The 23,683-nt window shown below is 70.6% G+C and carries 23 protein-coding genes; 12 read left to right on the top strand and 11 right to left on the bottom strand.

Annotation, left to right across the window (positions count from 1 at the left end):
- Positions 1–10: 10 nt before the first annotated feature.
- The 5 genes from LCN96_RS41390 to LCN96_RS41410 all read right to left on the bottom strand — a co-directional run bounded on the left by LCN96_RS41390 (position 11) and on the right by LCN96_RS41410 (position 5,518).
- Positions 11–886 carry an ABC transporter ATP-binding protein gene (locus LCN96_RS41390; RefSeq protein WP_225267865.1) on the bottom strand — a complete coding sequence of 292 codons (876 nt, stop codon included), beginning with the start codon at positions 884–886 and terminating at the stop codon, positions 11–13.
- Complete coding sequence (locus tag LCN96_RS41395) at positions 886–1,827, bottom strand: ABC transporter ATP-binding protein (protein WP_225267866.1); 942 nt, start codon at positions 1,825–1,827, stop codon at positions 886–888. Before LCN96_RS41395 ends, LCN96_RS41390 begins: the two co-directional genes overlap by 1 nt.
- Entirely contained in the window at positions 1,824–2,708 is an 885-nt protein-coding gene (locus LCN96_RS41400) for an ABC transporter permease (RefSeq protein WP_225267867.1), read from the bottom strand. Before LCN96_RS41400 ends, LCN96_RS41395 begins: the two co-directional genes overlap by 4 nt.
- Positions 2,705–3,700, bottom strand: a complete 996-nt coding sequence (locus LCN96_RS41405; RefSeq protein ID WP_225267868.1) for an ABC transporter permease — start codon at positions 3,698–3,700, stop codon at positions 2,705–2,707. Before LCN96_RS41405 ends, LCN96_RS41400 begins: the two co-directional genes overlap by 4 nt.
- A gap of 66 nt (positions 3,701–3,766) precedes the next feature.
- Positions 3,767–5,518 carry an ABC transporter substrate-binding protein gene (locus LCN96_RS41410; protein ID WP_225267869.1) on the bottom strand — a complete coding sequence of 584 codons (1,752 nt, stop codon included), beginning with the start codon at positions 5,516–5,518 and terminating at the stop codon, positions 3,767–3,769.
- A gap of 338 nt (positions 5,519–5,856) precedes the next feature.
- Here LCN96_RS41410 and LCN96_RS41415 point away from each other — a divergent pair, with 338 nt between their 5' ends.
- From LCN96_RS41415 to LCN96_RS41430, 4 genes are all read left to right on the top strand, one after another.
- A complete protein-coding gene (locus tag LCN96_RS41415; protein ID WP_225267870.1) occupies positions 5,857–6,183 on the top strand; it encodes a PadR family transcriptional regulator in 327 nt (108 codons plus the stop codon).
- Positions 6,180–6,536 (top strand): DUF1048 domain-containing protein, encoded by a 357-nt coding sequence (locus LCN96_RS41420; RefSeq protein WP_225267871.1) that lies wholly within the window; start codon positions 6,180–6,182, stop codon positions 6,534–6,536. The genes LCN96_RS41415 and LCN96_RS41420 overlap by 4 nt, the downstream gene beginning before the upstream one ends.
- Before the next feature lies 1 nt (position 6,537).
- On the top strand, positions 6,538–6,864 hold the full coding sequence (locus LCN96_RS41425; protein WP_225267872.1) for a DUF1048 domain-containing protein: 327 nt from the start codon (positions 6,538–6,540) through the stop codon (positions 6,862–6,864).
- A gap of 86 nt (positions 6,865–6,950) precedes the next feature.
- Positions 6,951–7,427, top strand: a complete 477-nt coding sequence (locus tag LCN96_RS41430; protein WP_225267873.1) for a lamin tail domain-containing protein — start codon at positions 6,951–6,953, stop codon at positions 7,425–7,427.
- Positions 7,428–7,521: 94 nt separating this feature from the next.
- Here LCN96_RS41430 and LCN96_RS41435 read toward each other — a convergent pair whose 3' ends face one another.
- The 5 genes from LCN96_RS41435 to LCN96_RS41455 form a co-directional block, all read right to left on the bottom strand.
- On the bottom strand, positions 7,522–8,097 hold the full coding sequence (locus LCN96_RS41435) for a calcium-binding protein (RefSeq protein ID WP_263657387.1): 576 nt from the start codon (positions 8,095–8,097) through the stop codon (positions 7,522–7,524).
- Positions 8,098–8,216: 119 nt separating this feature from the next.
- Complete coding sequence (locus LCN96_RS41440) at positions 8,217–8,816, bottom strand: response regulator transcription factor (RefSeq protein WP_225267874.1); 600 nt, start codon at positions 8,814–8,816, stop codon at positions 8,217–8,219.
- Entirely contained in the window at positions 8,813–9,925 is a 1,113-nt protein-coding gene (locus LCN96_RS41445; RefSeq protein WP_225267875.1) for a sensor histidine kinase, read from the bottom strand. The genes LCN96_RS41440 and LCN96_RS41445 overlap by 4 nt, the downstream gene beginning before the upstream one ends.
- Complete coding sequence (locus tag LCN96_RS41450) at positions 9,922–11,037, bottom strand: sensor histidine kinase (RefSeq protein WP_225267876.1); 1,116 nt, start codon at positions 11,035–11,037, stop codon at positions 9,922–9,924. Before LCN96_RS41450 ends, LCN96_RS41445 begins: the two co-directional genes overlap by 4 nt.
- Positions 11,038–11,087: 50 nt before the next feature.
- The gene (locus tag LCN96_RS41455) at positions 11,088–12,128 is read right to left on the bottom strand and encodes a glycoside hydrolase family 18 protein (RefSeq protein ID WP_225267877.1); all 1,041 of its coding nucleotides are present in this window, start codon (positions 12,126–12,128) and stop codon (positions 11,088–11,090) included.
- A 120-nt stretch (positions 12,129–12,248) separates the two neighbouring features.
- Here LCN96_RS41455 and LCN96_RS41460 point away from each other — a divergent pair, with 120 nt between their 5' ends.
- The 6 genes from LCN96_RS41460 to LCN96_RS56940 all read left to right on the top strand — a co-directional run bounded on the left by LCN96_RS41460 (position 12,249) and on the right by LCN96_RS56940 (position 19,648).
- Entirely contained in the window at positions 12,249–13,163 is a 915-nt protein-coding gene (locus LCN96_RS41460) for an LLM class F420-dependent oxidoreductase (RefSeq protein ID WP_225267878.1), read from the top strand.
- Between the two features lie 83 nt (positions 13,164–13,246).
- Positions 13,247–14,812 carry a 3' terminal RNA ribose 2'-O-methyltransferase Hen1 gene (locus LCN96_RS41465; protein ID WP_225267879.1) on the top strand — a complete coding sequence of 522 codons (1,566 nt, stop codon included), beginning with the start codon at positions 13,247–13,249 and terminating at the stop codon, positions 14,810–14,812.
- A complete protein-coding gene (locus LCN96_RS41470; protein ID WP_225267880.1) occupies positions 14,796–17,258 on the top strand; it encodes a polynucleotide kinase-phosphatase in 2,463 nt (820 codons plus the stop codon). Before LCN96_RS41465 ends, LCN96_RS41470 begins: the two co-directional genes overlap by 17 nt.
- 67 nt (positions 17,259–17,325) lie before the next feature.
- Positions 17,326–18,726 (top strand): sugar porter family MFS transporter, encoded by a 1,401-nt coding sequence (locus LCN96_RS41475; protein WP_225267881.1) that lies wholly within the window; start codon positions 17,326–17,328, stop codon positions 18,724–18,726.
- Positions 18,727–18,757: 31 nt separating this feature from the next.
- A complete protein-coding gene (mug, locus tag LCN96_RS41480; RefSeq protein ID WP_225267882.1) occupies positions 18,758–19,252 on the top strand; it encodes a G/U mismatch-specific DNA glycosylase in 495 nt (164 codons plus the stop codon).
- Between the two features lie 267 nt (positions 19,253–19,519).
- Entirely contained in the window at positions 19,520–19,648 is a 129-nt protein-coding gene (locus LCN96_RS56940) for a hypothetical protein (protein WP_263657388.1), read from the top strand.
- An 81-nt stretch (positions 19,649–19,729) separates the two neighbouring features.
- On the opposite strand, the gene LCN96_RS41485 is transcribed toward LCN96_RS56940, so the two are convergent.
- Positions 19,730–20,605, bottom strand: a complete 876-nt coding sequence (locus LCN96_RS41485) for a CAP domain-containing protein (protein WP_225267883.1) — start codon at positions 20,603–20,605, stop codon at positions 19,730–19,732.
- Positions 20,606–21,142: 537 nt separating this feature from the next.
- Here LCN96_RS41485 and LCN96_RS41490 point away from each other — a divergent pair.
- Both LCN96_RS41490 and LCN96_RS41495 read left to right on the top strand, forming a co-directional pair.
- Positions 21,143–21,688 carry an AAA family ATPase gene (locus LCN96_RS41490; RefSeq protein WP_225267884.1) on the top strand — a complete coding sequence of 182 codons (546 nt, stop codon included), beginning with the start codon at positions 21,143–21,145 and terminating at the stop codon, positions 21,686–21,688.
- Between the two features lie 203 nt (positions 21,689–21,891).
- Positions 21,892–23,667 carry a PA14 domain-containing protein gene (locus tag LCN96_RS41495; RefSeq protein ID WP_225267885.1) on the top strand — a complete coding sequence of 592 codons (1,776 nt, stop codon included), beginning with the start codon at positions 21,892–21,894 and terminating at the stop codon, positions 23,665–23,667.
- The last annotated feature ends 16 nt before the right edge of the window (positions 23,668–23,683 follow it).

A 23,683-nucleotide genomic window follows, 5' to 3' on the forward strand; every position in this document is an offset into this window, starting at 1 on the left:
GAAGCTCTCCTTAGCAGGTCTCGAGCCGGGCGCACGCGACGAGGTGCCCGGGTGTGGCCTCGTACAGGCCGCCGGAGCCGCCCTTCCGGTGGTAGAGGCAGGACTCCACGGGAACGGCGTCGTCCCAGGGCTCGTGCAGGCGCGGCACGGCCGACAGCAGCTCGCGCGTGTACGGGTGCAGCGGCTCGCCGAAGACCCGCTCGGTCGGCCCCATCTCCACCACGCCGCCCTTGCGCAGCACCACCGTGCGCTCGGCGAGGTAGTTGCCCAGCGACAGGTCGTGGGTGATGTAGAGCACGCCCAGGCCGCGGCTCTTCAGCTCGGCCAGCAGGTTCAGCACGTCGATGCGGGTGGAGGCGTCGAGCATGCTGGTGATCTCGTCGGCGACCAGCAGCTTGATGTCCAGCAGCAGCGCGCGGGCGATGAGCAGGCGCTGGAGCTGGCCGCCGCTGAGCTGGTGCGGGTACTTGCCGAGCACCTGGTCGGGGTTGAGCCGCACGTCGCGCAGCGCGGTGGCGACCCGTTCGGCCCACTCGGGCGACGGCACGGCCGGATAGTACGCCTCCTTGATCATGGCGAACACCCGGTCGGCCTTGAACACCGGGTTGAAGGAGCTGAACGGGTCCTGGAAGATGCCCTGGACGTGGCGGTAGTACTCCCTGCCCGGCCGGACCGGCGAGCCGTCGAAGGTGATCGAGCCGCTGGTGACCGGGTTCAGGCCGAGGATCATCCGGCCGATCGTGCTCTTGCCGCTGCCGCTCTCACCGATCAGCGAGACGACCTCGCCGGGCACGACCTCGAAGGTCACGCCCTTGACGGCGGCGACGCGCCCGCCGCCGAAGGCGCCGACGCGAAATTCCTTGGTGACGTCGTGGAGCTTCAGCATCAGGCCTTCCAGCAGGCTACGTAGTGGCCGGGGACCGGCTCGGTCACCGGCGGGTCCTGCGCGCACTGCTCGCCCGCGATCGGGCAGCGGTCGCGGAAACGGCAGCCGGCGGGCGGGTTCAGCAGCGACGGCGGGCTGCCGGCGATGCCTTCGAGCCTGCGCTCGGTGTAGCGGACGCCGACCTCCGGCAGGGAGTCGAGCAGCAGCTTCGTGTACGGGTGCCGCGGCGCCTTGACGATCACGTCGGCGGGCGCCTTCTCCGCCAGCCTGCCCGCGTACATGACCATGATCGTGTCGGCGATGTGGTGGGTGAGCGCCAGGTCGTGGGTGACGAAGATCATGCTCTTGACGTAGCCGCTCTCGCGGAAGCCGAGCAGGGCCCGCGCCACGGCCTTCTGGGTGGAGACGTCGAGCGCGGAGGTGACCTCGTCGGCGATCAGCAGGGACGGGTCGAGCAGCGTGGAGATGACCATCACCATGCGCTGCTTCATGCCGCCCGACAGCTCGATCGGGTAGCGGTCGAGCGTCTCACGGGGCAGGCCGACCTGCGTCATCCGGCGTTCGAGCTCGTCGAGGTCGAGGGCGGCGCCGCGCGACCTGAGCAGCTCGGTGACCATCCTGCGGATCTTGCGGGTGGGGTTGAGCGCGCTCATGGCGTACTGCGGGATGAGGGAGACCTCGCGGAAGCGGAACTCGTTCATCGCGCGGTCGTCGTCGATGGGCAGCTCACGCCCGTCCAGCTCGACCGTGCCGCCGACGCGGCGCATGCGGCCGTCCATGCGGATGAGCGACTTGCCCAGCGTGCTCTTGCCGCAGCCCGACTCGCCGACCAGGCCGAGGATCTCGCCGTCGCGCAGCCCGAACGTCATGCCGTCCAGGGCGCGCACGTCCCCCCTGAGTGTCCTGTAGTGCACCCGCAGCTCGTTGACCTGCAGACTCATGTCTCCCTCAGTTTCGGGTTGAAGACCTCGTCGAGCCCGACGTTGGCCACGTACAGGGCGCCCACGATGGCCGTGATGGCCGCGCCGGGCGGCACGAACCACCACCACAGGCCGAGCTGGAGGGCGCTCCACTGGTTGGCGTTCTGCAACATCAGGCCGAGCGAGACGCCCTCGGTGGGGCCGAGGCCGATGAAGTCCAGCGAGGAGGCGATCAGCACCGAGCCGCCGAACAGCAGGATGAACGTCATGAACAGGTAGGAGCTCATGTTCGGCGCGATCTCCCTGGCGATGATCCGGCCGGTGCCCGCGCCGCTCATCCTGGCCAGGTCCACGAACTCCCTGGTCCGCAGCGAGAACGTCTGCGCCCTGATCGCCCGCGCCGCCCACGGCCACTGCGTCAGCCCGATGAACAGGCCCTGCACGGCCACGCTGCGGATGCCCAGGTAGGCGTTGATGATCAGCAGCACGGCCAGCGTGGGGATGACCAGGATGACGTTGGTCAGCATGTTGAGCGCCTCGTCCACGATCCCGCCGCGGTAGCCGGCCACGAAGCCGACGACCATGCCGATGACCGCCGCGATGCCGCCGCCGATCACGCCGACCGCGAACGTGCTGCGCAGCCCGTACACGAACTGCAGGAACACGTCCTGGCCGAACGTGGTGGTGCCGAACCAGTGCTCCCCCGAGGGCGGGGTCATCGGCTTGGGGCCGTACTCGTTGGGCGCGCCGGGGAACAGCACGGGGCCGAGCAGCCCCAGCAGGAGCAGCACGAGCACGATGCCGAAGCCGGCCATCAGCTTGCCGTTGCGCACCGCGAAGTAGAGCGCCTCCCGCCGCACCGCCGCCGGCTCTCGCGGCGCGACTTCCTGTAGTGCGGTCATGCCTGCGCACCCGCCATTCCCGCCCTGGTACGCGGATCGACCACGACGTAGACGATGTCGATGATGAAGTTGGCGATCAGCACGCCGAGCACGATGAACAGGAACGTGCCCTGCAGGAGGAAGAAGTCCTTGTTCTGGATGGCCTTGAGGATGAGGCTGCCGAGGCCCGGATAGGCGAAGACGATCTCGGTGACCAGCGCGCCGGCCACCAGCACGCCCAGTTGCAGCGCCAGGCCGGTGATCTGGGGCAGCACGGCGTTGCGGAAGGCGTAGCGGCGGATGAGCCTGCTGGGCGCGCCGAGCGCGGACAGGTAGTTGGAGTAGTCGGACTCCAGCTCATAGATGATCATGTTGCGCATGCCGATGGCCCAGCCGCCCAGCGCCACCAGGAACAGCGACAGGAACGGCAGGGTCCAGTGGTGCAGCAGGTCGAGCAGGAACGGCATCGACCAGTTGGGCCGCATCGAGAAGCTGTAGCCGCCGGCCACCGGGAACCAGCCCAGGATCACGCCGAACGCCCAGGCCAGCAGCACGGCCAGCCACATGTACGGCATCGCCGTCAGCACGTAGCCCACCGGCAGCACGGTGTTGTCGAGGAGCTTGCGCCGGGCCGCGTACGCGCCGAACTGGTTGCCCACCACCCAGCTCAGCAGCACCGACGGGACGATCAGCGCCAGCGTGTACGGCACCGCCGCCATGATCACGGAGCTCACCGGCGTCGGGAACAGCCAGATGCTGACCCCGAAGTCGCCGCGCACCAGCGCGCCCCAGAAGTTGACGTACTGCTGCCACAGCGGCTGGTCCAGCCCGAACAGGCTGGTGTAGTACACCCGCATGGCCTCCACGGCCTCGGGCTTGGTGACGTTGGCCCGCGCGACCATGCTGGCGACCGGGTCGCCCGGCATGAAGCGCGGGATCATCCAGTTGACCGTGACGGCGACGAAGAAGGTCAGTCCGTAGATGAGCAGTTTCCTGCCGAAATAACGACGCACGTGTGTTGTCTCCGGGGAGGCCCCTCCGCCCCGGGGATACGCGGGGCGGAGGGATCGTGGGGTTCGTCAGGAGGCTGCGGGCTGGAGCTGGGTGAGGGTCTCGAAGCCGCCGAGCTCCAGCCAGTTGCGCCACATCACGGCGCCGGTCTTGGGCGCGCTGCCCGCCGCGGCCGGCCAGTTCTTCCACACGCTGGTGCTGGACTGCGCCCACAGGCCGTTGTACCAGAGCGGGATCACCGGCATGTCGTCGAGGTGGATCTGCTGGAGCTGGGAGATGATCTTCTGCATGCCCGCCGTGTCGTCGGTCTTGACCTGGTCGAGCTGCTGCACCAGGTCCCAGGCCTTCTCGTTCTCGTAGCGGGCGAAGTTGACCGTGTTCTGCTGCTTCTGCACCGGCAGCTGGAACATGTACTCGTAGTAGGTGTACGGCGAGTTCGACAGCTGCCGCTCGTTGTTGATGAGCAGGTCGAAGTCACCCTTGGCGCGCTGCTCGACCAGCGCGTTGAAGTCGGGGAACTCGGGCGTGATCTGGATGCCGGCGCTCTTGGCGCTGGCGGAGATGGACCTGGCCGACTCCATCCAGTCGGTCCAGCCGGACGGCACGATGAGGGTCAGGCTGATCTTGGAGCCGTCCTTGTTCTCGACGTAGCCGTCACCGTCGCCGTCCTTGTACCCGGCGTCGGACAGCAGCTTCTTGGCCTTGGCCGCGTCGAAGGTGAAGCCGGAGGCGGAGACCACGCTCTGGTCCACGTACTTGTCCCACTGGGGCAGCAGGCCGGTCGGGCTGGCCGCCTTGACGAGGTTGCCGTAGACGCTCTCCACGATCTTCTTGACGTCCACGGAGGCGGCCAGCGCCTTGCGGAAGGCGGGGTCGTCCATCGGCTTCTTCGTCGTGTTGGGCACCAGCCACGCGGTGTTGGCCGACAGCATGTACGGGGGCTCGTTGTAGTACGTCGTCAGCCCGAAGTTGCCCTTGACCAGGTTGGCCACGCCGGGCAGGAAGTTGTTGCTGAGGTCCAGGCCCTTCTGCAGCAGCATGCCCATCGCGACCTCGTTGCTGGGGGTGGCGATGTCGACGATGTAGCGCGGCTTGGGCTCCATGTTCAGCGCCGTCTTGCCCCACCAGTCGTCGCGCCGCTGCAGGACCACGCGGTCCTGGTCCTTGCTGAGGAACTTGTACGCGCCCGTGCCCACCGGGTTCTCGTTGATCCCGTCGAGCACCTCCTTCTCCGAGCGGCCCTTCCAGATGTGCTCGGGGACGATGGAGCGGCTGTAGAGGTTGAAGTCCCACTGCTGGTAGTTGGCCTTGCTGAAGGTGAACTTCACGGTCTGGTCGTCGACCGCCTCGACGGTCTTCAGCCAGTCCCACAGGTGGTGGTACGGGATGGTCTCCATCTTGCCGAGCTCGAAGGAGAAGACGACGTCCTTGGCGGTGAAGGGCTGGCCGTCGGCCCACTTGATCCCCTGCCGCAGCTTCACCTGGTAGGTGGTGTCGTCGGCCCACGAGCCGCTCTCGGCCAGCCAGCCGTTGAGTTTGGCCGCGTTGGGGTCGTAGTGGAAGAGCGTCTCGTACACCAGGCCCTTGGTGCCGATGGCGGAGTCCCACTCCCTGATCGGGTTGAAGTTGGCCGGCGGCCCCCACTGGGTGCCCGTGGTGTAAAGCGTCTCGTTGCGCGGAAGCTGGTCGGGGTTGGCCGCCGCACCCTGGCTCTGCGGCTGGGAGGCCGGCGGGGTCGGCGTGGCTCCGCCGCCGGAGCAGGCCGTGGCGAGCAGGCCCGCCGCTACGAGCGGAAGCAGAATCCGAGCCCGGTTACGCATCGCTTCTCTCCTTCCTCCGCGCCCGGCGCGAAGGTACGTACGCCTGTCAGACCCCCGATTGGTGCCCGGCCCTTGGGAGCGCTCCCAGCGCTGACGCGAAACACGCCCGCGCAGAAGGGACCGGTGAGCGATTCTCTGTTCATGGACCGCAGACCCGCCAGGGCCTGCTGAACCGGATAAGTACCGCGAACGTAAATTCCGCGCGTCCACCCAGTCAAGAGCCGTGACGTTTTCGAGACGTGCCCCAGCAAACGCTCTCAGAGTCGGTCGCCTGTCTACTCGGTGACACTGTATAGTGGTACTCGGTACTACAAAGTACCTGGAGAAGAGGACCCACGATGGACGACCTGACGGAGATGCTGAAGGGCACCCTTGAGGGCTGCGTGCTCCAGATCATCGGCGCCGAGGAGACCTACGGCTACGCCATCACCCGCCGGCTGAACGACCTCGGCTTCGCCGACGTCGTCGAGGGGACGGTCTACACCATCCTGCTGCGGCTGGAGAAGAAGGGGCTCGTCCAGGTCACCAAACGGCCCTCCGAGCTGGGCCCCCCACGCAAGTTCTACGCGCTCAACGACGAGGGGCGGCGACAGCTCGCGGCGTTCTGGGCGAAGTGGGAGTACATCACGACACGCATCGACAGACTCAAGGAGGGCGGGAGATGAACTTCTGGGACACCATCACCGGCAACGATCTGACCAGGGAATGGAAGGCGATCGAAGCGCGGGCCGCGCTGTTGCCGGCCGACTACCGGGCGGCGTGGGAGCAGATCAAGGGCCACCTGTTCATCTACGGCGACTTCACCGGCCGCAACCTGATGCCGATCGTGGACAGCGCCCTGGGGCTGCTGGAGGAGACGGCGGCCGACGGCCAGAGCATCCACGACGTGCTGGGTGACGACCTCGCGGGCTTCTGCGCGGCGCTGGCCGGCGGGGAAGGGGCGCGGACCTTCCGCGACCGCTGGCGCGAGCAGCTCAACAGGAACGTGGCAAGGAAACTGCGCAGGCTGGGAGGCTGAGATGGGCATCCAGGACATCATCGAGGGCAAGAAGCAGTGGCGGGCGCACCTGGCCAGGGTCAAGGCGCTGCCGCCCGACTACCAGATCGTCTACAAGGAGATGCAGCGCTACTTCTTCAAGGTCGGGCCGGTCGATCTGGTCGAGGGAAACCTGCTCGCCGGGATCGTCGACTTCTTCGAGGAGGGCGCGGCGTCCGGCAAGGGAGTGCTGGAGCTCATCGGCGACGACGTCGCCGCCTTCGCCGACGACCTGATCAAGGACTCGCGCACCTTCGCCGAGGTCTACCAGGAGTCGCGCGGCGCGAGCCCCGGCCCGGCCGGGAAGTAGCGCCCGGCCCTCACCGTGCCAACCAGGGGGCAGCCTCCGCCGTCCTACATCCGTCACTTTCGCCACATACGTGAAGGAACTCGACGGTGAGACTTGCCTCCACGCTCGCGGTGTTACTCGCCGCGGCCATGACGGCCGGCATGACGGCCGGCATGACGGCCGGCACGGCGCTGCCCGCGCGGGCCGCCGCCCCCGCCCTCCAGCTCGTCAAGATCTACTACGACTCGCCGGGGGCGGACCGGCGCTCCAACGACTCGCTGAACGCCGAGTACGTCACGCTGCTCAACACCACGAGGAAGGCCATCGACCTCGAAGGGTGGAGCGTGCGGGACAAGACCGGCTACACCTACGAGTTCGGCCCCGACGTGGTGCTGGGGCCCAAGAAGCGCATCACGGTGCGCACCGGCCAGGGCGCCGACGGCACCGGCAGCGTGTTCTGGAACCGCAGGCAGTACGTCTGGAACAACGACCAGGACACCGCTTACGTGCGCAACCCCGGCGGCAAGCTCGTCGACTCCTGCTCCTACAAGGCCGCCAGCCGCTCCGCCTACGTCAACTGCTGACAGGGCGCGCGGCCGGCCGATGCGGGATGGCCGTGGAGCCTCGGCGCGGCCGGCCGGTGCGGGTGCCCCGGCCGGCCGCGCCTTCTCTCGCGGGTTACTCGCAGGCCGTGACGGTCTCGGCGTCGCACTTGTCGGCGCCGTCACCGCCGTTCGCGCTGTCGACGCCGTCGCCGCCGATCAGCACGTCGTCGCCCGCGTTGCCGGCCAGCCGGTCGTTGCCCGCCTCGCCGGCCGCCAGGTCGGTGGCCGTCCCGCCGAAGAACAGGTCCGAGCCCGCGCCGAGGACGACCCTCGAACGCAGCGTGGTCCTGTTGGACAGCGTGTCGTCCCCGGCGCCCGTGTCCGCCACGATGGTGGTGACACCGTCGGCGTCGCAGACCGACACGTTCTTGGCGGTCGCCGTGCACCCGGCGCCGGGGAACAGCAGTCCGCCGTCGTTCCTGACCACCAGCCTGCCGCCCACCTGCGTGACCGTGATGCCGTCCGCGGCGGCGTCCGCGGTGATCTGCAGGAACGGCGCCGACACGCTCACGTCGGCGGCGGCGTGCGCCGGACCGGCCACGGCCAGCAGCGTGGCCGCCAGCGCGGCGCCCGCGGTCAGCGCGCGCACCCCGTGCCGGCGCAGGACGGTGGCTCTCGAACGTCTCTCGGTGCTCCCAGTCGTACCCATCTCTCCCCCTCTGTCGGATGACAGACCGCCGCGATCGGCGGCCGAAGATGAGTACAGCTCGGACGGGGGCCGGGCTCAGTGCCGGAACGGACAGGCGTTATGTGGGAAATTGCCTGGTGTCAGAGCCAGCCCATGCGCTGCGCCGTGCGGATGGCCTCCAGCCGGTTCTGGGCGTTGAGCTTGGTCATGGCGCTGGACAGGTAGTTGCGCACCGTGCCCTCGGTCAGGTGCAGCTCGCCGGCGATCCTGGAGATCGTGGCGCCCTCGGCGGCCAGGCGCAGCGCGTCGCGCTCCCGCTCGGTCAGCGGGCTGTCGCCGGCCGCCATCGCCGCCGCCGCCAGCTCCGCGTCCAGGTAACGGCCGCCCGACTGGACCTTGCGGATCGCCATCGCCAACTCCTCGGCCGAGGCGTCCTTGCCTAGGAAGCCGCTGACCCCCGCCGCCATCGCCCTGCGCAGGTAGCCGGGCCGGCCCAGGCTCGTCAGGATGACGATCTTGCACTGGGAGCTGATCCGCTCGGCCGCGCTCAGGCCGTCCATGCCGGGCATCTCGATGTCGAGCACGGCCACGTCGGGGCGGTGCTCGGCGACCGCGGCCACCACCTCGTCGCCTCTGCCCACCTGGGCGACGACCTCGATGCCGTCCTCCAGGTCGAGCAGGGCCGCGATGGCGCCGCGGATCAGGTGCTCGTCGTCGGCCAGCAGCACGCGGGTCGTCATGCGGGCACCGCCGCCCGCAGCAGGTACCGGCCGCCCGCCACGGGCTCGGCCTCCAGGGTGCCGCCCGCCGCGCGGACCCGCTGCGCGAGCCCCGCCAGGCCGATCGGCGCATGCTCGCCGACCGGTCCGCTCACCCCGTCGTTGGCCATCTCCAGCACTCCGTTCTCGATCGTGATCGTGCAGCGTTCGGCCTTGCTGTGCTTGAGCACGTTCGTCGCGCCCTCGCGGACGACGGTGGCCAGCAGGGTCCTGGTCTCGGGCGGCAGCGAGCCGGTCTCGGCCCGCACCGTGCAGCGCACGTCGGCGGCCTCCAGCACCGCGCGCACACTGGAGAGCACCTCGTCCAGGTCCATGGCCCGGTAGTTCTGCACGACGGTGCGGACCTCGCGCAGCGAGTTCCTGGCCAGGTCGCGCACCTCGAACATCTCGGCCGCCGCCGCCTCCGGGTCGGCGCGCAGGGTCCGCTCGGCGCGCTCGGTGCGGGCGGCGACGTCGGAGAGGCTGCGGCCGAGCAGGTCGTTCAGGTCGCGGGCGAAGCGCAGCCGCTCCTCCGAGACCGCCAGTTTGGCCATCGCCTCCTCCCCCTCGTGCGCCTCCACGGTCAGCCGCCACAGCTTGATGTTGGCCAGGACGGCGCCGACGCAGATCGTGGTGAACACGCTCTGGACCACGATCAGCAGCGGGAGGGTGAAGCCCTCGGCGAACGAGGCGTACAGGTTGAACAGCAGGATCGACGCGACGGACACGGCGATGACGGTGCGGACCCGGACGAACGGCGCCAGCAGCGCCAGCCAGGTGGGCAGCGCGAAGACCTGCCCGGCGGCGGCCAGCAGCACCGCGATCACCCCGGTGACCGCCAGGATGCCGGTGGGGCGCTTACCGCCGCGGACGGCGATCCTGAACGGCCGGGTGCTGAGCACGTTGAAGACCAGCAGCAGGACGACGCCGACGACGATCAGCGGCACCGGCGCCAGTGCCTCCCGCCAGCGCAGGTACAGGTCGTAGTAGCCGAAGAGCGGGATCAGGAGCAGGAGGTCCGCGCAGTAGACCATCAGCCAGCGGACCCTGGTCAGCTTGCTCGCGTTGCGCACCCGGTCGAAGAGCTTCATGCCGGCACCGCCGCCCGCAGCAGGAACTCCCCGCCCTGCGTGGGCCCGGCGGAGAACGAGCCGCCCTCCGTGACCAGGCGCTCCGACAGGCCGCGCAGGCCGCTCCCGGGCGCCGCCGGCACGCCCGTCACCCCGTCGTTGACCATCTCCAGCACCCCCTCGTCGATCCTGATCTCGCATCGCGTGGCCGTGCTGTGCTTGAGGATGTTCGTGCCGCCCTCGCGCACCGCCCAGGCCAGCAACATCCTCGCGTCCGGCGACAGGCCGTCGGTCCTGGCCTCGACCACGCAGCTCGCCCCCGCCGCCTCCAGCGCCGCGCGCACCCCGGCGAGCTCCTCCTCCAGGTCGAGCGCCTGGTAGCCGTGCACCGCCTGCTGCACCTCGAACAGCGACTCCCCGGCCAGCGCGCGGACCGCGGCCATCTCGGCGGCCGCCCGCTCGCCGTCCTTGGTCGCCAGCTTGGCGGCCAGCTCGCTCTTCAGCGTGATGACCGACAGGCTGTGCCCGAGCAGGTCGTGCAGGTCGCGGGCGAAGCGCAGCCGCTCCTCCGCCACCGCCAGGCGGGCCCTGGCCTCGCGGCTCTTGTACGCGTCCCTGATCACCCACCACAGCCAGCGCCACAGGAGCATGGCCCCGATCATCAGCACGCAGTTGATGACCTGCACGAGCACGAGGCCCTGCCAGCTCTGGGCCGTCATGAAGGCGGTGTAGACGGTGACGAGGGTCACCAGCGACACGGTCAGGACGATCGTCGCCCGCAGCCGGAGGTAGAGAGCGGCCAGCGACGCCCACACGGTCATGGTCTGCAGCCACGCCGACGACGACGTGCCGTCGAGGGGCGACAGCACGAACAGCGCCGCCGCGAGCACCCCGGCGACCAGCAGTTTCAGCGTGGGTCTCGGACGGTACTCGAAGGCCTCGTACAGCAGGAACGGGGTGAGTGCGGAGAAACCGGTGATCAAAGCGAAGTTGATCACCGCACGGGCGGCGGACATCCCCCCGCTCATCGTGTCGTCGGCGATGTACACGACGGAGATGAACCACACGAGCCCGAACGAGGCGTACATCCAGGAGAGCAGGAGCTTGCGCGCGGTGTCGGGACGCGCCGCCATCACGCCCTCCCCCTGCTGACTGTTACCTCCTGGTCAGCGAAATCCTATCTTCATGCAGGACTTCGCCAAAGAATTCGGGACACGTCCGGCTTGGGGGTGACTCCGCGCAGTGACAGCCACGCCAGGCCGTGACGGGCGGCGTAGCCGGCCAGCGTGCGGGCGTCGCGCTCGCTCAGGTCGCCCGCGTCGGCCAGCACCGGGGTCAGCGCGAGGCGCGGCCACACCTCGCCGGGCTCCGTCAGGCCCTGAGCCCGGGCGACCTGCGCCGCCGCCGCCCGTACGGACTCGGCCAGCAGGCCCAGGCGGCCACCCCGCGTGCTGCGCGGCTCGACGGGGGCCAGCAGGTTGACGGTGCCGACGTCGGCGCCGGCCTCGTGGGTGGCGCGCAACATCGCGGCGTCGGCGGCGGCCAGGCCGCCGCGCCGCAGCGGCAGCGTGAAGCTGACCCGCAGCCGCCGCTCGCGCTGCACGGCGTGGATGGCCCGCGCCCGGCGCAGCACCGCCGCCCGGTCGGCGCTGTCGCGCACCTCGAAGTCGACGGCGCCGGCGCCGAACGCGCCGACCACCCGGCGGTAGGCGGCGGCGAGCCCGCCCGGCCTCGTGCAGGTCGCGGCCAGCTCGGGCCCGTCGGGGCCGCCGAACACGGGCGCGGCGTCGCCGCCCATCGCCCTGAGCCTACCGATCCGGTTGGCCACCGGGTTCCTGCCCGGGTCGAGCAGGCTCGCCGTGCGTGCGGGCGTGGCACTGCCGGCGAGGTCGAGCGGGCTGCTCCACTTGGGCGAGCAGCCGTCGCCGCCCGCCACCAGGTGGCCGAGCGTGTACCAGCGCACCCCGGTGCGGCGGGCCTGCCCCGGCAGGTCGAACGTGGGCTCGCGGGCGGTGTCCACGAACGCCACGAACGCGGCGGACGGCTCCGCCTCGGGCACCTCCGGCGGCGCGGCGGGCGGCTGTGCCGCGGCGGGACCCCGCGGCGCGGTGGCGTCGGCGGGCAGCAGGCGCACCACCGCGGCGGTGCCGGCGGCGAGCGCGAGCGCCGCGAGAACGGCGAGCGGGCGCGGGAGCAGACCTGGCTCCCTCTTGTGCCGAGGCATGGGCCACCCCGAGTGTGCGGTCGGCTACGGAAGGCAGCGGCTCTCGAACCGTAGCAAGCCGGTCCGGCGCGGCGCGGGCCTTTTCCGGATCACGTCCGTTGTGTGCGGATAATGTGGACCATGAAGCTGCGGATCTTCACCGAGCCCCAGCAGGGCGCGACCTATGACGACCTGCTCGCCGTCGCCCAGGCCACCGAACGGCTGGGGTTCGACGCTTTCTTCCGGTCCGACCACTACCGGCGCATCGGCCCCGGCGACCAGGGCCCAGGCTCGACCGACGCGTGGATCACGCTGGCCGGCCTGGCCAGGGAGACCTCCGGCATCAGGCTGGGCACGCTGGTGTCGCCCGCCACGTTCCGGCTGCCAGGACCGCTGGCGATCAGCGTGGCGCAGGTGGACCAGATGAGCGGTGGCCGGGTGGAGCTGGGCTTCGGCACCGGTTGGTTCGACGGTGAGCACTCCGCTTACGGCATCCCGTTCCCGCCGATGAACGAGCGCTTCGGCCGGTTCGAGGAGCAGTTGGAGATCCTCACCGGGTTGTGGACGGCGCAGGGCGCCTACTCCTTCGAGGGCAGCTACTACCGGCTGGCCGACTCTCCCGCGCTGCCCAAGCCGGCCCAGCGGCCCCGGCCGCCGGTGATCATCGGGGGCGTCGGGGCCAGGCGCACGCCGCGGCTGGCGGCCACGTACGCGGACGAGTACAACGTGCCCTTCCACACCCTGGCCGACACCGGCGCGGCCTTCGACCGGGTGCGCGCGGCGTGCGAGGCGACCGGGCGCACCGTGCGGCTGTCGGCGGCGCAGACCACCGTGGTCGGCAAGGACCGGGCGGAGGTCGAGCGGCGCGCGGCCGCCATCGGCGAGGACCCGGACAAGCTGCGCGAGGGCGGCCTGGCGGGCACCCCGGGCGAGATCGTCGACAAGCTGGGCGAGTTCGCCGAGCTCGGCGCCGAGCGCGTCTACCTGCAGATCCTCGACCTGGGCGACCTGGAGCACCTGGAGCTGATCGCCGCCGAGGTGCTGCCGCACGTGTGATGGGCCGCGTGTGATGGGCCGCGTGTGATGGGCCGTGCGTTATCCGTTGGCGGCGCTTTGCGGGATTACGGCAGACTTGGGGCGTGCTGCTGACGATCACCACCACCGCCAGGCCCGCCACCGACCTGGGCTTTCTCCTGCACAAGCATCCCGAGCGCGTGCAGGAGTTCGGCCAGTCGTTCGGCACCGCCACGGTGTTCTACCCCGAGGCGGGCGAGGAGCGGTGCACGGCGGCGCTCCTGCTCGAGGTGGATCCGATCGCGCTGGTCCGGTCGCGTGGCAAGAACTCGCCCGACTTCAGCCTGTCGCAGTACGTCAACGACCGCCCGTACGCGGCCTCGTCGCTGCTGGCGGTGGCGCTGGCCGACGTGTTCCGCACGGCACGGGCCGGGCGGTGCACGGCCAGGCCCGAGCTGCCCGGCACGCCGCTGCCGCTGGAGCTGCGGCTGCCCGCGCTGCCCTGCCGGGGCGGCCCGGAGCTGGCGCGGCGGTTGTTCGAGCCGCTCGGCTGGGCGGTGGAGGCGCTGCCCGTGCCGCTGGACGAGGGGTTCCCCGAGTGGGGCGAGTCCCGCTACGTCCGGCTCACGCTGCGCGGCAGCGCCCGCCTGTCCGACGCGCTCAACCACCTGTATGTGCTGCTGCCGGTCCTCGACGACGGCAAGCACTACTGGGTCGCGCCCGACGAGGTGGACAAGCTGATCAGGGCCGGTGAGGGGTGGCTGGGCGGCCATCCCGAGCGGGGGCTGATCACCCGGCGCTACCTGGGGCGGCGCTGGGCCCTGGCCCGTACGGCGCTGGCGCGGCTGGCGGAGCTGGGCGACGAGACCGAGGAGCAGCTGGAGCCCGCGGTCGAGGAGGACGCGCCCGTCGGCGTCACGGCCGCCGACGAGGCGGCAGCCGCAGAAGCCCAGGCCGCCGCAGAAGCCGAGGGTGCCGCAGAAGCCCAGGCCGAAGCCGAGGGCGCCGCAGAGACCGCCACCGAAGCCCAGGCGGAAGCCGAGGGCGCCGCCGAAGCTCAGGAGCAGCCGGGCAAAGCGAAGACGAAGGCGCTCAGCGTCCTGCGGCGCGAGGCGATCCTGGCCAAGCTGGAGGAGCTCGGCGCCGTCAGCGTGCTCGACCTCGGCTGCGGCCAGGGCGAGCTGGTCGGCGCGCTGCTGGCCAGGCCCAGGTTCGCCAGGGTCGGCGGCATGGACGTCTCCCCGATGGCGCTCACCATCGCCGCCCGCAAGCTGCGCCTGGAGCGCATGCCCGACGCCAAGCGCGCCCGGCTCACGCTCTTCCAGGGCGCGCTCACCTACACCGACAAGCGCCTGTCCGGCTACGACGCCGCGGTGCTCATGGAGGTGATCGAGCACGTGGACCCGCCGCGCCTGGCGGCGCTCGAACGCGTCGTGTTCGGCCGCGCCAAGCCCGGCCACGTGCTGGTCACCACCCCCAACATCGAGTACAACGTCCGCTACGAGTTCCTGACCGGGCTGCGTCACCCCGACCACCGCTTCGAGTGGACCCGTGAGGAGTTCAGGGGCTGGGCCACCCGGGTGGCCGACCAGTACGGCTACCAGGTCGCCTTCGCCCCGGTGGGCGACGACGACCCCGAGGTCGGCCCGCCGACCCAGATGGGAGTGTTCACCCGTGATCAGCGTTCCTGAGCTGTCCCTCGTGGTGCTCGTCGGCGTGTCCGGCAGCGGCAAGTCGACGTTCGCGCGCAGGCACTTCAAGCCCACGCAGGTGATCTCCTCCGACTTCTGCCGCGGCCTGGTGTCCGACGACGAGAACGACCAGTCGGCCACGCCGGCGGCGTTCGACCTGCTGCACCACATCGTCGGCGTGCGCCTGGCCAGGGGCCTGTTCACGGTGGTCGACGCCACCAACGTCCAGTACGCCGCCCGCAAGAGCCTCATCGACCTGGCCAGGCGGCACGACGTGCTGGCCGACGCGATCGTCCTGGACGTGCCGGAGGAGGTGGCGATCGAGCGCAACGCCGGCCGCCCCGACCGCGACTTCGGCCCCGGCGTGGTGATCAGGCAGCGCAAGGACCTGCGGCGCTCGCTCGGCAAGATCTCGGGCGACGGCTTCAGGCGGGTGCACGTGCTGCGCGGGCTGGAGGAGATCGACGCCGCCACCGTCTCCTACGAGAAGGCGTGGACCGACAAGACGGAGCTGACGGGCCCGTTCGACATCATCGGCGACGTGCACGGCTGCCGCTCGGAGCTGGAGACGCTGCTGCGCGAGCTGGGCTGGCAGGGGCTGCGGCACCCCGAGGGGCGCACGGCGGTGTTCGTCGGCGACCTGGTCGACCGCGGCCCCGACACCCCCGGCGTGCTGCGCCTGGTCATGGACATGGTGGACGCGGGCACCGCGATCTGCGTGTCCGGCAACCACGAGCAGAAGCTGGTGCGCGCGCTCAACGGCCGCAAGGTCAAGGTGGCGCACGGCCTTCAGGAGTCGCTCGACCAGCTCGCCGCGCAGCCGCCCGAGTTCGTGGCCCGGGCCCGGGCGTTCATGGACGGCCTGATCAGCCACTACCGGCTCGACGGCGGCCGGCTCGTCGTCGCGCACGCGGGGCTGAAGGAGGAGTACCACGGCCGCGCCTCGGGCCGGGTGCGCGCGTTCGCCCTGTACGGCGACACGACCGGCGAGACCGACGAGTACGGCCTGCCGGTCCGCTACCCGTGGGCCGACGAGTACCGGGGCAGGGCCATGGTCGTCTACGGCCACACCCCCACGACCTCCCCCGAATGGGTCAACAACACCATCTGTCTCGACACGGGCGTGGTGTTCGGCGGTCACCTGACCGCGCTGCGCTACCCGGAGCGTCAGCTGGTCCAGGTCCCGGCGGAGAAGGTCTGGTACGAGCCGGCCAAGCCACTGTCGGCCGCCGGCGGGCGCGACCCGGGCATGCTGGACATCAATGACGTGATCGGCACCCGGCACGTCGAGACCAGGTTCGGCTCGCGCGTGAAGATCATGGAGCAGAACGCCGCCGCCGCGCTGGAGGTCATGAGCCGCTTCGCGGTGGACCCGCGCTGGCTGGTGTACCTGCCGCCGACGATGGCGCCGCCGGAGACCGCCACGCTCGACGGCTACCTGGAGCACCCGCACGAGGCGTTCGAGGAGTTCGCGGCGGCCGGGGTGCGCGAGGTCGTGTGCGAGGAGAAGCACATGGGCTCGCGGGCCGTGGCCGTGCTGTGCCGCACGCCGGAGGTGGCCGCGGCCAGGTTCGGGGTGGACGACGGCAGCACGGGCGCGCTCTACACGCGTACCGGGCGGCCGTTCTTCGCCGACACCGCGCCGCTGGTCGAGCGGCTGCGCGAGGCGTGCGCGCCGCTCTGGGCGGAGCTGGGCTCCGACTGGGTGGTGCTCGACTGCGAGCTGCTGCCCTGGTCGGCCAAGGCCGGGGAGCTGATCCGATCGCAGTACGCCTCGGTCGGCGCGGCCGCCAGGACCGCGTTGCCCGAGGCGGTCGCGGCGCTGGAAGCGGCGGCCGGGCGCGGGCTGGGTGTGAGCGAGCTACTCGACCGCACCCGCCGCCGCTCGCAGAACGCTGCCCTGTTCCGCGACGCTTATGCGCGTTACTGCTGGCCGGTCGACGGGCTGGAGGGCATCCGGGTGGCGCCGTTCCAGATCCTGGCCTGCGAGGGGCGGGCCACGGCGCTGGAGCCGCACGCGTGGCACCTGTCCACCCTGGCGCTGCTCGACTCGCCGCTGATCACCGCGACCCGGCACGTCTTCGTCTCACTCGACTCGCCGGGGTCGCGGGCGGAGGCGACCGCGTGGTGGGAGTCGATGACGGCGGACGGCGGCGAGGGCATGGTGGTCAAGCCCGCCTCGCACGCGCCGGGCCGGGTGCAGCCGGGGGTCAAGGTGCGCGGGCGCGAGTACCTGCGCATCATCTACGGCCCCGACTACACCGAGTCGCTGGACGTGCTGCGGCGGCGCTTCCTCGGCAAGAAGCGGTCGCTGGCGCTGCGCGAGTACGTCCTCGGCCTGGAGGCGCTGTCCAGGCTGGCCGACGGGGAGGCGGGCTGGCGGGTGCACGAGCCGGTCTTCGCCGTGCTCGCCCTGGAGTCGGAGCCGGTCGATCCGCGCCTGTAGCTCCGGCCTCCATGGCATAGGTGGGTGACCCCCGGGTAGTTCCCCGACCATTCGGGGAGGTAACCGCATGGCTACGCAATACACCCATCATGAGCATCTGGGGCATGTCATCTTCATCACGGCAGCCGCGGCCATCGGTGGGTTCCTGTTCGGATACGACAGCTCCGTCATCAACGGCGCGGTGATCGGCATCCAGAAGCACTTCCAGGTGGGCTCCTTCGAGACCGGCTTCGTGGTGGCCATCGCGCTGCTGGGCTCCGCGCTGGGCGCCTGGGTCGGTGGCGGGCTGGCGGACCGGTGGGGGCGTACGCGGTCGATGCAGATCGCGGCGGTGTTGTTCGCGGTCAGCTCCATCGGCCAGATGTTGCCGTTCGCGGTCTGGGACCTGGGGTTCTGGCGGATCGTCGCGGGTTTCGCGATCGGCATGGCGTCCGTGCTCGGCCCGGCCTACATCGCCGAGGTCGCCCCGCCCGCCTACCGAGGGCGGCTGGGATCGTTCCAGCAGCTCGCGATCGTGCTCGGGATCGCGGTCGCGCAGCTCGTCGACTACGTGATCGCCCGCCTGGCGGGCGGCGACGTCAACAACGAGCTGTGGGGGCTGGAGGCCTGGCAGTGGATGCTCGGCGTCTGCGTGGTGCCCGCCCTGTTGTTCCTGCTGTTCGCCTCCACGATCCCGGAGTCGCCCCGCTACCTGGTCATGTCGGGACGCACCCGGCGGGCCCGCGAGGTGCTGGCCGAGATCGAGGGCGACGATGTGGACCTCGACAACCGCATCTCCGAGATCCAGCACGTGCTGCGCACCGAACGCGTGCCGGGGCTGAAGGACCTGCGCGGCCGCGCGATGGGGCTGCTGCCGATCGTCTGGATCGGCATCGTGCTCTCGGTCTTCCAGCAGTTCGTCGGCATCAACGTGATCTTCTACTACTCGTCGGTGTTGTGGCAGTCGGTCGGCATCAACCAGAGCGACTCCCTGCTGATCAGCTTCTCCAGCTCGATCATCAACATCGTGGGCACGTTCATCGCGATCTCGCTGGTGGACAGGATCGGCCGCAAGCCGCTGCTCCTGATCGGCTCGACCGGCATGGCGATCGGGCTGGCCACCGCCGCGTGGGCGTTCAGCTACGCCGGGGGCGAGGGCGAGTCGGTCTCGCTGCCCGACCCGCAGGGCGCGATCGCGCTGATCGCGGCCAACCTGTTCGTGCTGTTCTTCGCGCTCTCGTGGGGCGTGGTGGTCTGGGTGCTGCTGGGCGAGATGTTCCCCAACCGCATCCGCGCCGCCGCCCTGGGCGTCGCCGCCGCGGCACAGTGGATCGCGAACTGGCTGATCACCGTGTCGTTCCCGGCCCTGGCGGAGTGGAATCTGCCGCTCACGTACGCCATGTACGCGCTCTTCGCGGTGCTGTCCTTCCTCTTCGTGAGCAAGTGGGTCAAGGAGACCAAGGGGCGCAAGCTCGAAGACATGGGCTGATCACCCCCACGCGTCGGCTACCCTCCGGCACGTGCTCAACGACGTCCTCGGCCCCTCGCTCGACGTGCTGTTCTGCGGCATCAACCCCGGCCTCATGTCCGAGGCCACCGGCCACCACTTCGCCCGCCCGGGCAACCGCTTCTGGCCGGCGCTGCACCTGTCCGGCTTCACCCCGCGCCTGCTGGCGCCCGCCGAGCAGCACCTGCTTCCCTCGTACGGGCTGGGCATCACCAACATCGTGCCCCGGGCCAGCGCCAAGGCCGCGGAGCTGACCCGGGAGGAGCTGGTGGCGGGCGGCGCGGAGCTGGCCGCCAAGGTCGCCGCGGCCGGGCCGAAGGTGCTGGCCGTGCTCGGCATCTCGGCCTACCGCACCGCCTTCGCCCGCCCCAAGGCGGTCATCGGGCCGCAACCGGAGCCGGTGGGCGGGGCCCGGGTCTGGGTGCTGCCGAACCCGAGCGGGCTCAACGCCCACTGGACGGTGGCCACGATCGCCGAGGAGATGGGCCGCCTGCGCGCGTCCCTCTGAGTCTGCCGACACGTGGTGGAATGGCCGGTGATGATGCGACATCTCGTGATCACCGGGCTGTTGTCGCTCGACGCTCCGGGCGCGTCCGGGGCTGCTTCGTCGACCACGCCGGGAAACGGTGGTCCGACCACGTGCCGGTGCACGCGTGGGTGGCACGGCAGCTCACGCCCGGGTGTCGCGTGGCCACGACCGCGGAGGAGGCGGGCCACCGGCGGCCGGCTCGGTGCGAGGGCCAGGCTCGCCCATGGCACCTGAGGCCCGGAAGGTGTGGCGGTAGGACTGCGGCGAGACGCCGATCACGGCGTCGGTCTCAACCCGACCGGCTGGAAGCGCCGCGCCCTGCCCGGCCTCTTCCTCGGCGAGCCGCCGTTCGTGCTCAGCTTCTTCCGGTCATGAACGGGGCCAGGGCACCGGTGCCTGAACACCCGGAGAACCCTGGCCCTGCACGTCACGGGCGAAACGCGATCGCCCGTGGGATCACCTGGCTGCGAAGTCCTGCGTCCAGTAGAGCGTGCCCGAGGAGTCCTTGGCCACGCCGACGCCGATGAGGTTGTACTTGCAGTTCATGATGTTGGCCTTGTGCCCGGAGCTGTTCATCCAGGACTGCATGACCGCGGCGGGGGTGCGCTGGCCCTTGGCGATGTTCTCGGCCCAGCCGGAGCCGCCGGTGAAGCCGGCCGCCCTGATCCGGTCCATGAAGGAGCGGCCGTCCTGGGAGTTGTGGCTGAAGTAGCCCTTCGCCGCCATGTCGGCCGAGTGCCCGAAGGCGGCGGCGCGCAGCTGCGGGTCGTGCTTGACGGCCGAGCAGCCGCCCTTGGCCCGCTCGGCGTTGACCAGCCGGACCACCTCGTTCTCCTCGGCCGTGCCCACGGTGCCGGTGGACGGGGCCGTGGAGCTGGGGGCCGGGGTGGGCGTCGCGGGCGACGTCGTGCTCGGGCTGGGGGTCGGCGTGCTCGGGCTGGGGGTCGGCGTGCCGCTGCCCGGCGTACAGGTGAGCTTGGCGGCCTTGGACTTGACGGGACGGCCACGGTAGTCGGTGGCGGTCGCGTAGTAGGTGCCGGGCGCGCAGGCGAGCGCGAGCGTGAGGCGGCCCTTCCTCGTGGCCCCGCTCTTGACGACCGGGTCCTTGCCCGGGACGGCCCGCATGATGCGGATGCGCAGCAGCGCGGAATTGAAGCAGCCGCGGCGAGCGGCCGAAGTCTCGATCTTCAGTGTGTCGCTGACCTGCGGCTGGGCCACGCTCACGCGACAACGCGCCGTCTCCGACGCCGCGGCAGCCTGTGCCGCGCTCAGCGGCGTGGCGATCGCTGCCAGGCTGACGGCTGCGGCGAGTACCCCAAGGGGTCTACGCATAGGGGGTTTCCTCCAGTTGCGGTAGACGCTGGATGGCTCCGCATTCTGTCGGGACCGATACCGACTTGTCATCTAAAACGGAATATTTCCCTAAAGCGGGTGTAAACCAAAGTGATCGGTGGGGCGTCTGCGCAGACCAGGGCGGCTTCGTCGGGGGAGGGCCGAAATGCTGGTGTAGGGCTGAATGTCGCTGCGGGCGGTGACCGATTGGTGCGACTGGCTGTACGTCGCGTGACGGGATGTGACTTCGGCCACTGGTCGGCATGCATGATGGCCACGCCGAGGGGCAGGCCGCGACGCTGCTAGGCTGCGGCCTGGACGGTCTCTCCCTTCCCACGCCGCGCTCCCAGCGGCGCTCTCTCGAGGCGACGCCCGGTGCCCGCCCGCACCTCTCGGCGTCCGGCCCCCGTGCGCACGCCCACCGGCGACGCCATCCGGTTTCCTCCACCACCGTCCATTCAGCCGAACGACCACCAACGGATCAGGACGATCCGTCGTCGAACGGCGTCCCGATCCAGGACCTGTGAGGAGCGATCCATGAAGCGCTACATCCTGACCGGCACCCCTGGAGCAGGCAAGACCGCCATCCTGCGGCGGCTGGAGCTCGACGGCCACACCGTCGTCGAGGAGGCGGCGACCGACGTCATCGCCCTGCGCCAGGCCCAGGGCGAGGACGAGCCGTGGACCACCCCGTCCTTCGTCGCGGACATCGCCACCCTGCAACGGCACCGCCAGGAGCGGGCCGCCGCCCTGCCCGGGGACGTGCAGTTCTACGACCGCTCCCCCATCTGCACCTACGCCCTGGCCACCTACCTCGGCCACCCCGTCCCACCCGCCCTGACGCACGAGCTGGCACGCATCGAAGCACAGCGGATCTACGACAGGACGGTCCTGTTCGTGTGCAGCCCCGGCTTCGTCACGCCGACCGCCGCGCGGCGGATCACCTACGAGGAGGCGCTCCGGTTCGAGCGGATCCACCGGGACGCCTACGGCTCGCTCGGCTACGAGTGTGTCCCGATCCCGCCGGGGCCGCTGGCGGACCGGGTGGCAGCGGTGCAGGAGCACCTCGCGACGACTCCATGACCGGGGCGGCGGCGTGGCGGGCTTGCCGCGTTCTACGGCGGAGACACGCAGCCGGCCTGCACGAGGAAGGCGTGCAGTTGAGCTTCCCCCAGGAAAGCGCACGGCACGACCTGCCGGGCGCCGGCCGGTCGACTGATCGTTCACGCCGCCGTCATCCACTTCTGTCATGATCCACTGGATCTCGTCACAGCGACAGGAGCAGAATGACCTCGTTAGCGCACCGTGCGGTACGTGCCGCCCTCACGATCGGGCTGGCCACCGCGGCGATCTGGACGGCGGGAGCCCCGGCACAGGCCGCCGCCTCCGCCACCGTCTCGGTGGACTTCACCAAGCGGATCCGCACTCTCGCCCCCACCGACTACGGCATCGGCATCACCGGCTACGGCAGCGGCTCGTACATCACGAACGACGCCCGGCACCGCGAACTCCTCACCGACCTCGAACCAGGTCGGATGCGCATAGAGCTGCACTACGAGCGGCCGGGCGACCACGCCGGCCCCATCGTCTGCGGCGGCTACAAGTGCGACACGACCATCACCGGTGACGCCTGGATCGCGGCCATCCGGGACCTGGGCGCGGAGCCCGTCGTCATCCTCCAGGTGGACGGCCGCCAGAGCGCCGCGGTGAACCGCGACGACGCCGTCGCCCTCTACCGGCACTTCGCCGCCTCCGGCACGCCGGTGCGGCGCTTCATCGTGGGCAACGAGCTCAACTGCGCCTGCACCCCGGACAAGCCGGAGATGCCGGCCGCCGAGTACAGCAGCCGCTTCAACCTGATCGCCGACGCCCTGAACGCCGAGGACCCGCAGGTGACCGTCGGCGGCCCCGCCACGGCCTGGAACGATCACTCCTACATCAGGACGTTCCTGGAGGGCTCCGGCGACCGGGTGGACTTCCTCGACTACCACGACTACGGCAGCGGCAGCGAGACCGTCACCGACCAGGACCTGCTGACCACCGTCGTACGCGCCTACGAGACAGACCTGAAGGAGGTGAGCGCGCTGGCGGAGTCGGTGCTCGGCCGCAAGATCGACATCCAGATCGGCGAGTTCAACTCCGACTACGACGACCCGGGCGGCCGGCGTACGCTCACCCACTTCAACACCCTGTGGGGCGCCGCCGCGCTCGGCCAGATCCTGCACGCCGGCGCCGCCGCCTACCAGTACGGCGACAAGAACGGCCAGCTCGGACTGACGAGCACGGACGGCGAGGGCGGCATCCCGCGCAACGAGCCGCTGCCGATCTACCACGGCATCGGCATGTTCACCGGCGAGGGCCTGTTCCGCCCGTTCGGCACCACCATGGTCGAGGCCACGGCCGACACGACGCTGCTGCACGCGTTCGCATCGGACGGGGGCAAGAACGTCGTCCTCGTCAACGTCGGCACCGAAGCCCTGGAGACCACCCTCGACTTCACCGGCCTGACGGCGGGCACGGCCGCGGTGTGGCAGAGCACCGACGCCGCATGGACCCCGCACCAGACCGGCACGACCCCCGTCGCGTCCGGCCGGACCACGCTCACACTGCCCGCCGGCTCGGCCACCACGCTGGTCATCCAGGAGCAGGGCCTGTCCGCCACCTACTTCGACAACGCCGACCTCACCGGGCCGAAGGTGACGCGCGTCGATCCCGGGGTGAACTTCGACTGGGGCACGGGCACCCCCGACCCGGCCATCGGACCCGACACCTTCAGCGTGCGGTGGACCGGCAAGGTGATCGCCGATCGTGCGGAGACGTACACGTTCATCACCACCAGCGATGACGGCGTGCGCCTGTGGGTGGACGGCACGCTCGTCGTGGACGCCTGGACGGACCATTCCAAACGGGACGACAGCGGGCAGATCGCGCTGAGTGCCGGGGCGCACGACATCCGGATGGAGTTCTACGACAACGGGTACGACGCCATCGCGCAGCTGCACTGGTCGAGCCCGTCGATCCAGCGTCAGGTCGTGCCGGCGGCGAAGCTGCTGGCGGAGTGACGTTGTGGCGCTCGCG

It is taken from the genome of Nonomuraea gerenzanensis, assembly GCF_020215645.1.
Taxonomy (GTDB): Bacteria; Actinomycetota; Actinomycetes; order Streptosporangiales; family Streptosporangiaceae; genus Nonomuraea; species Nonomuraea gerenzanensis.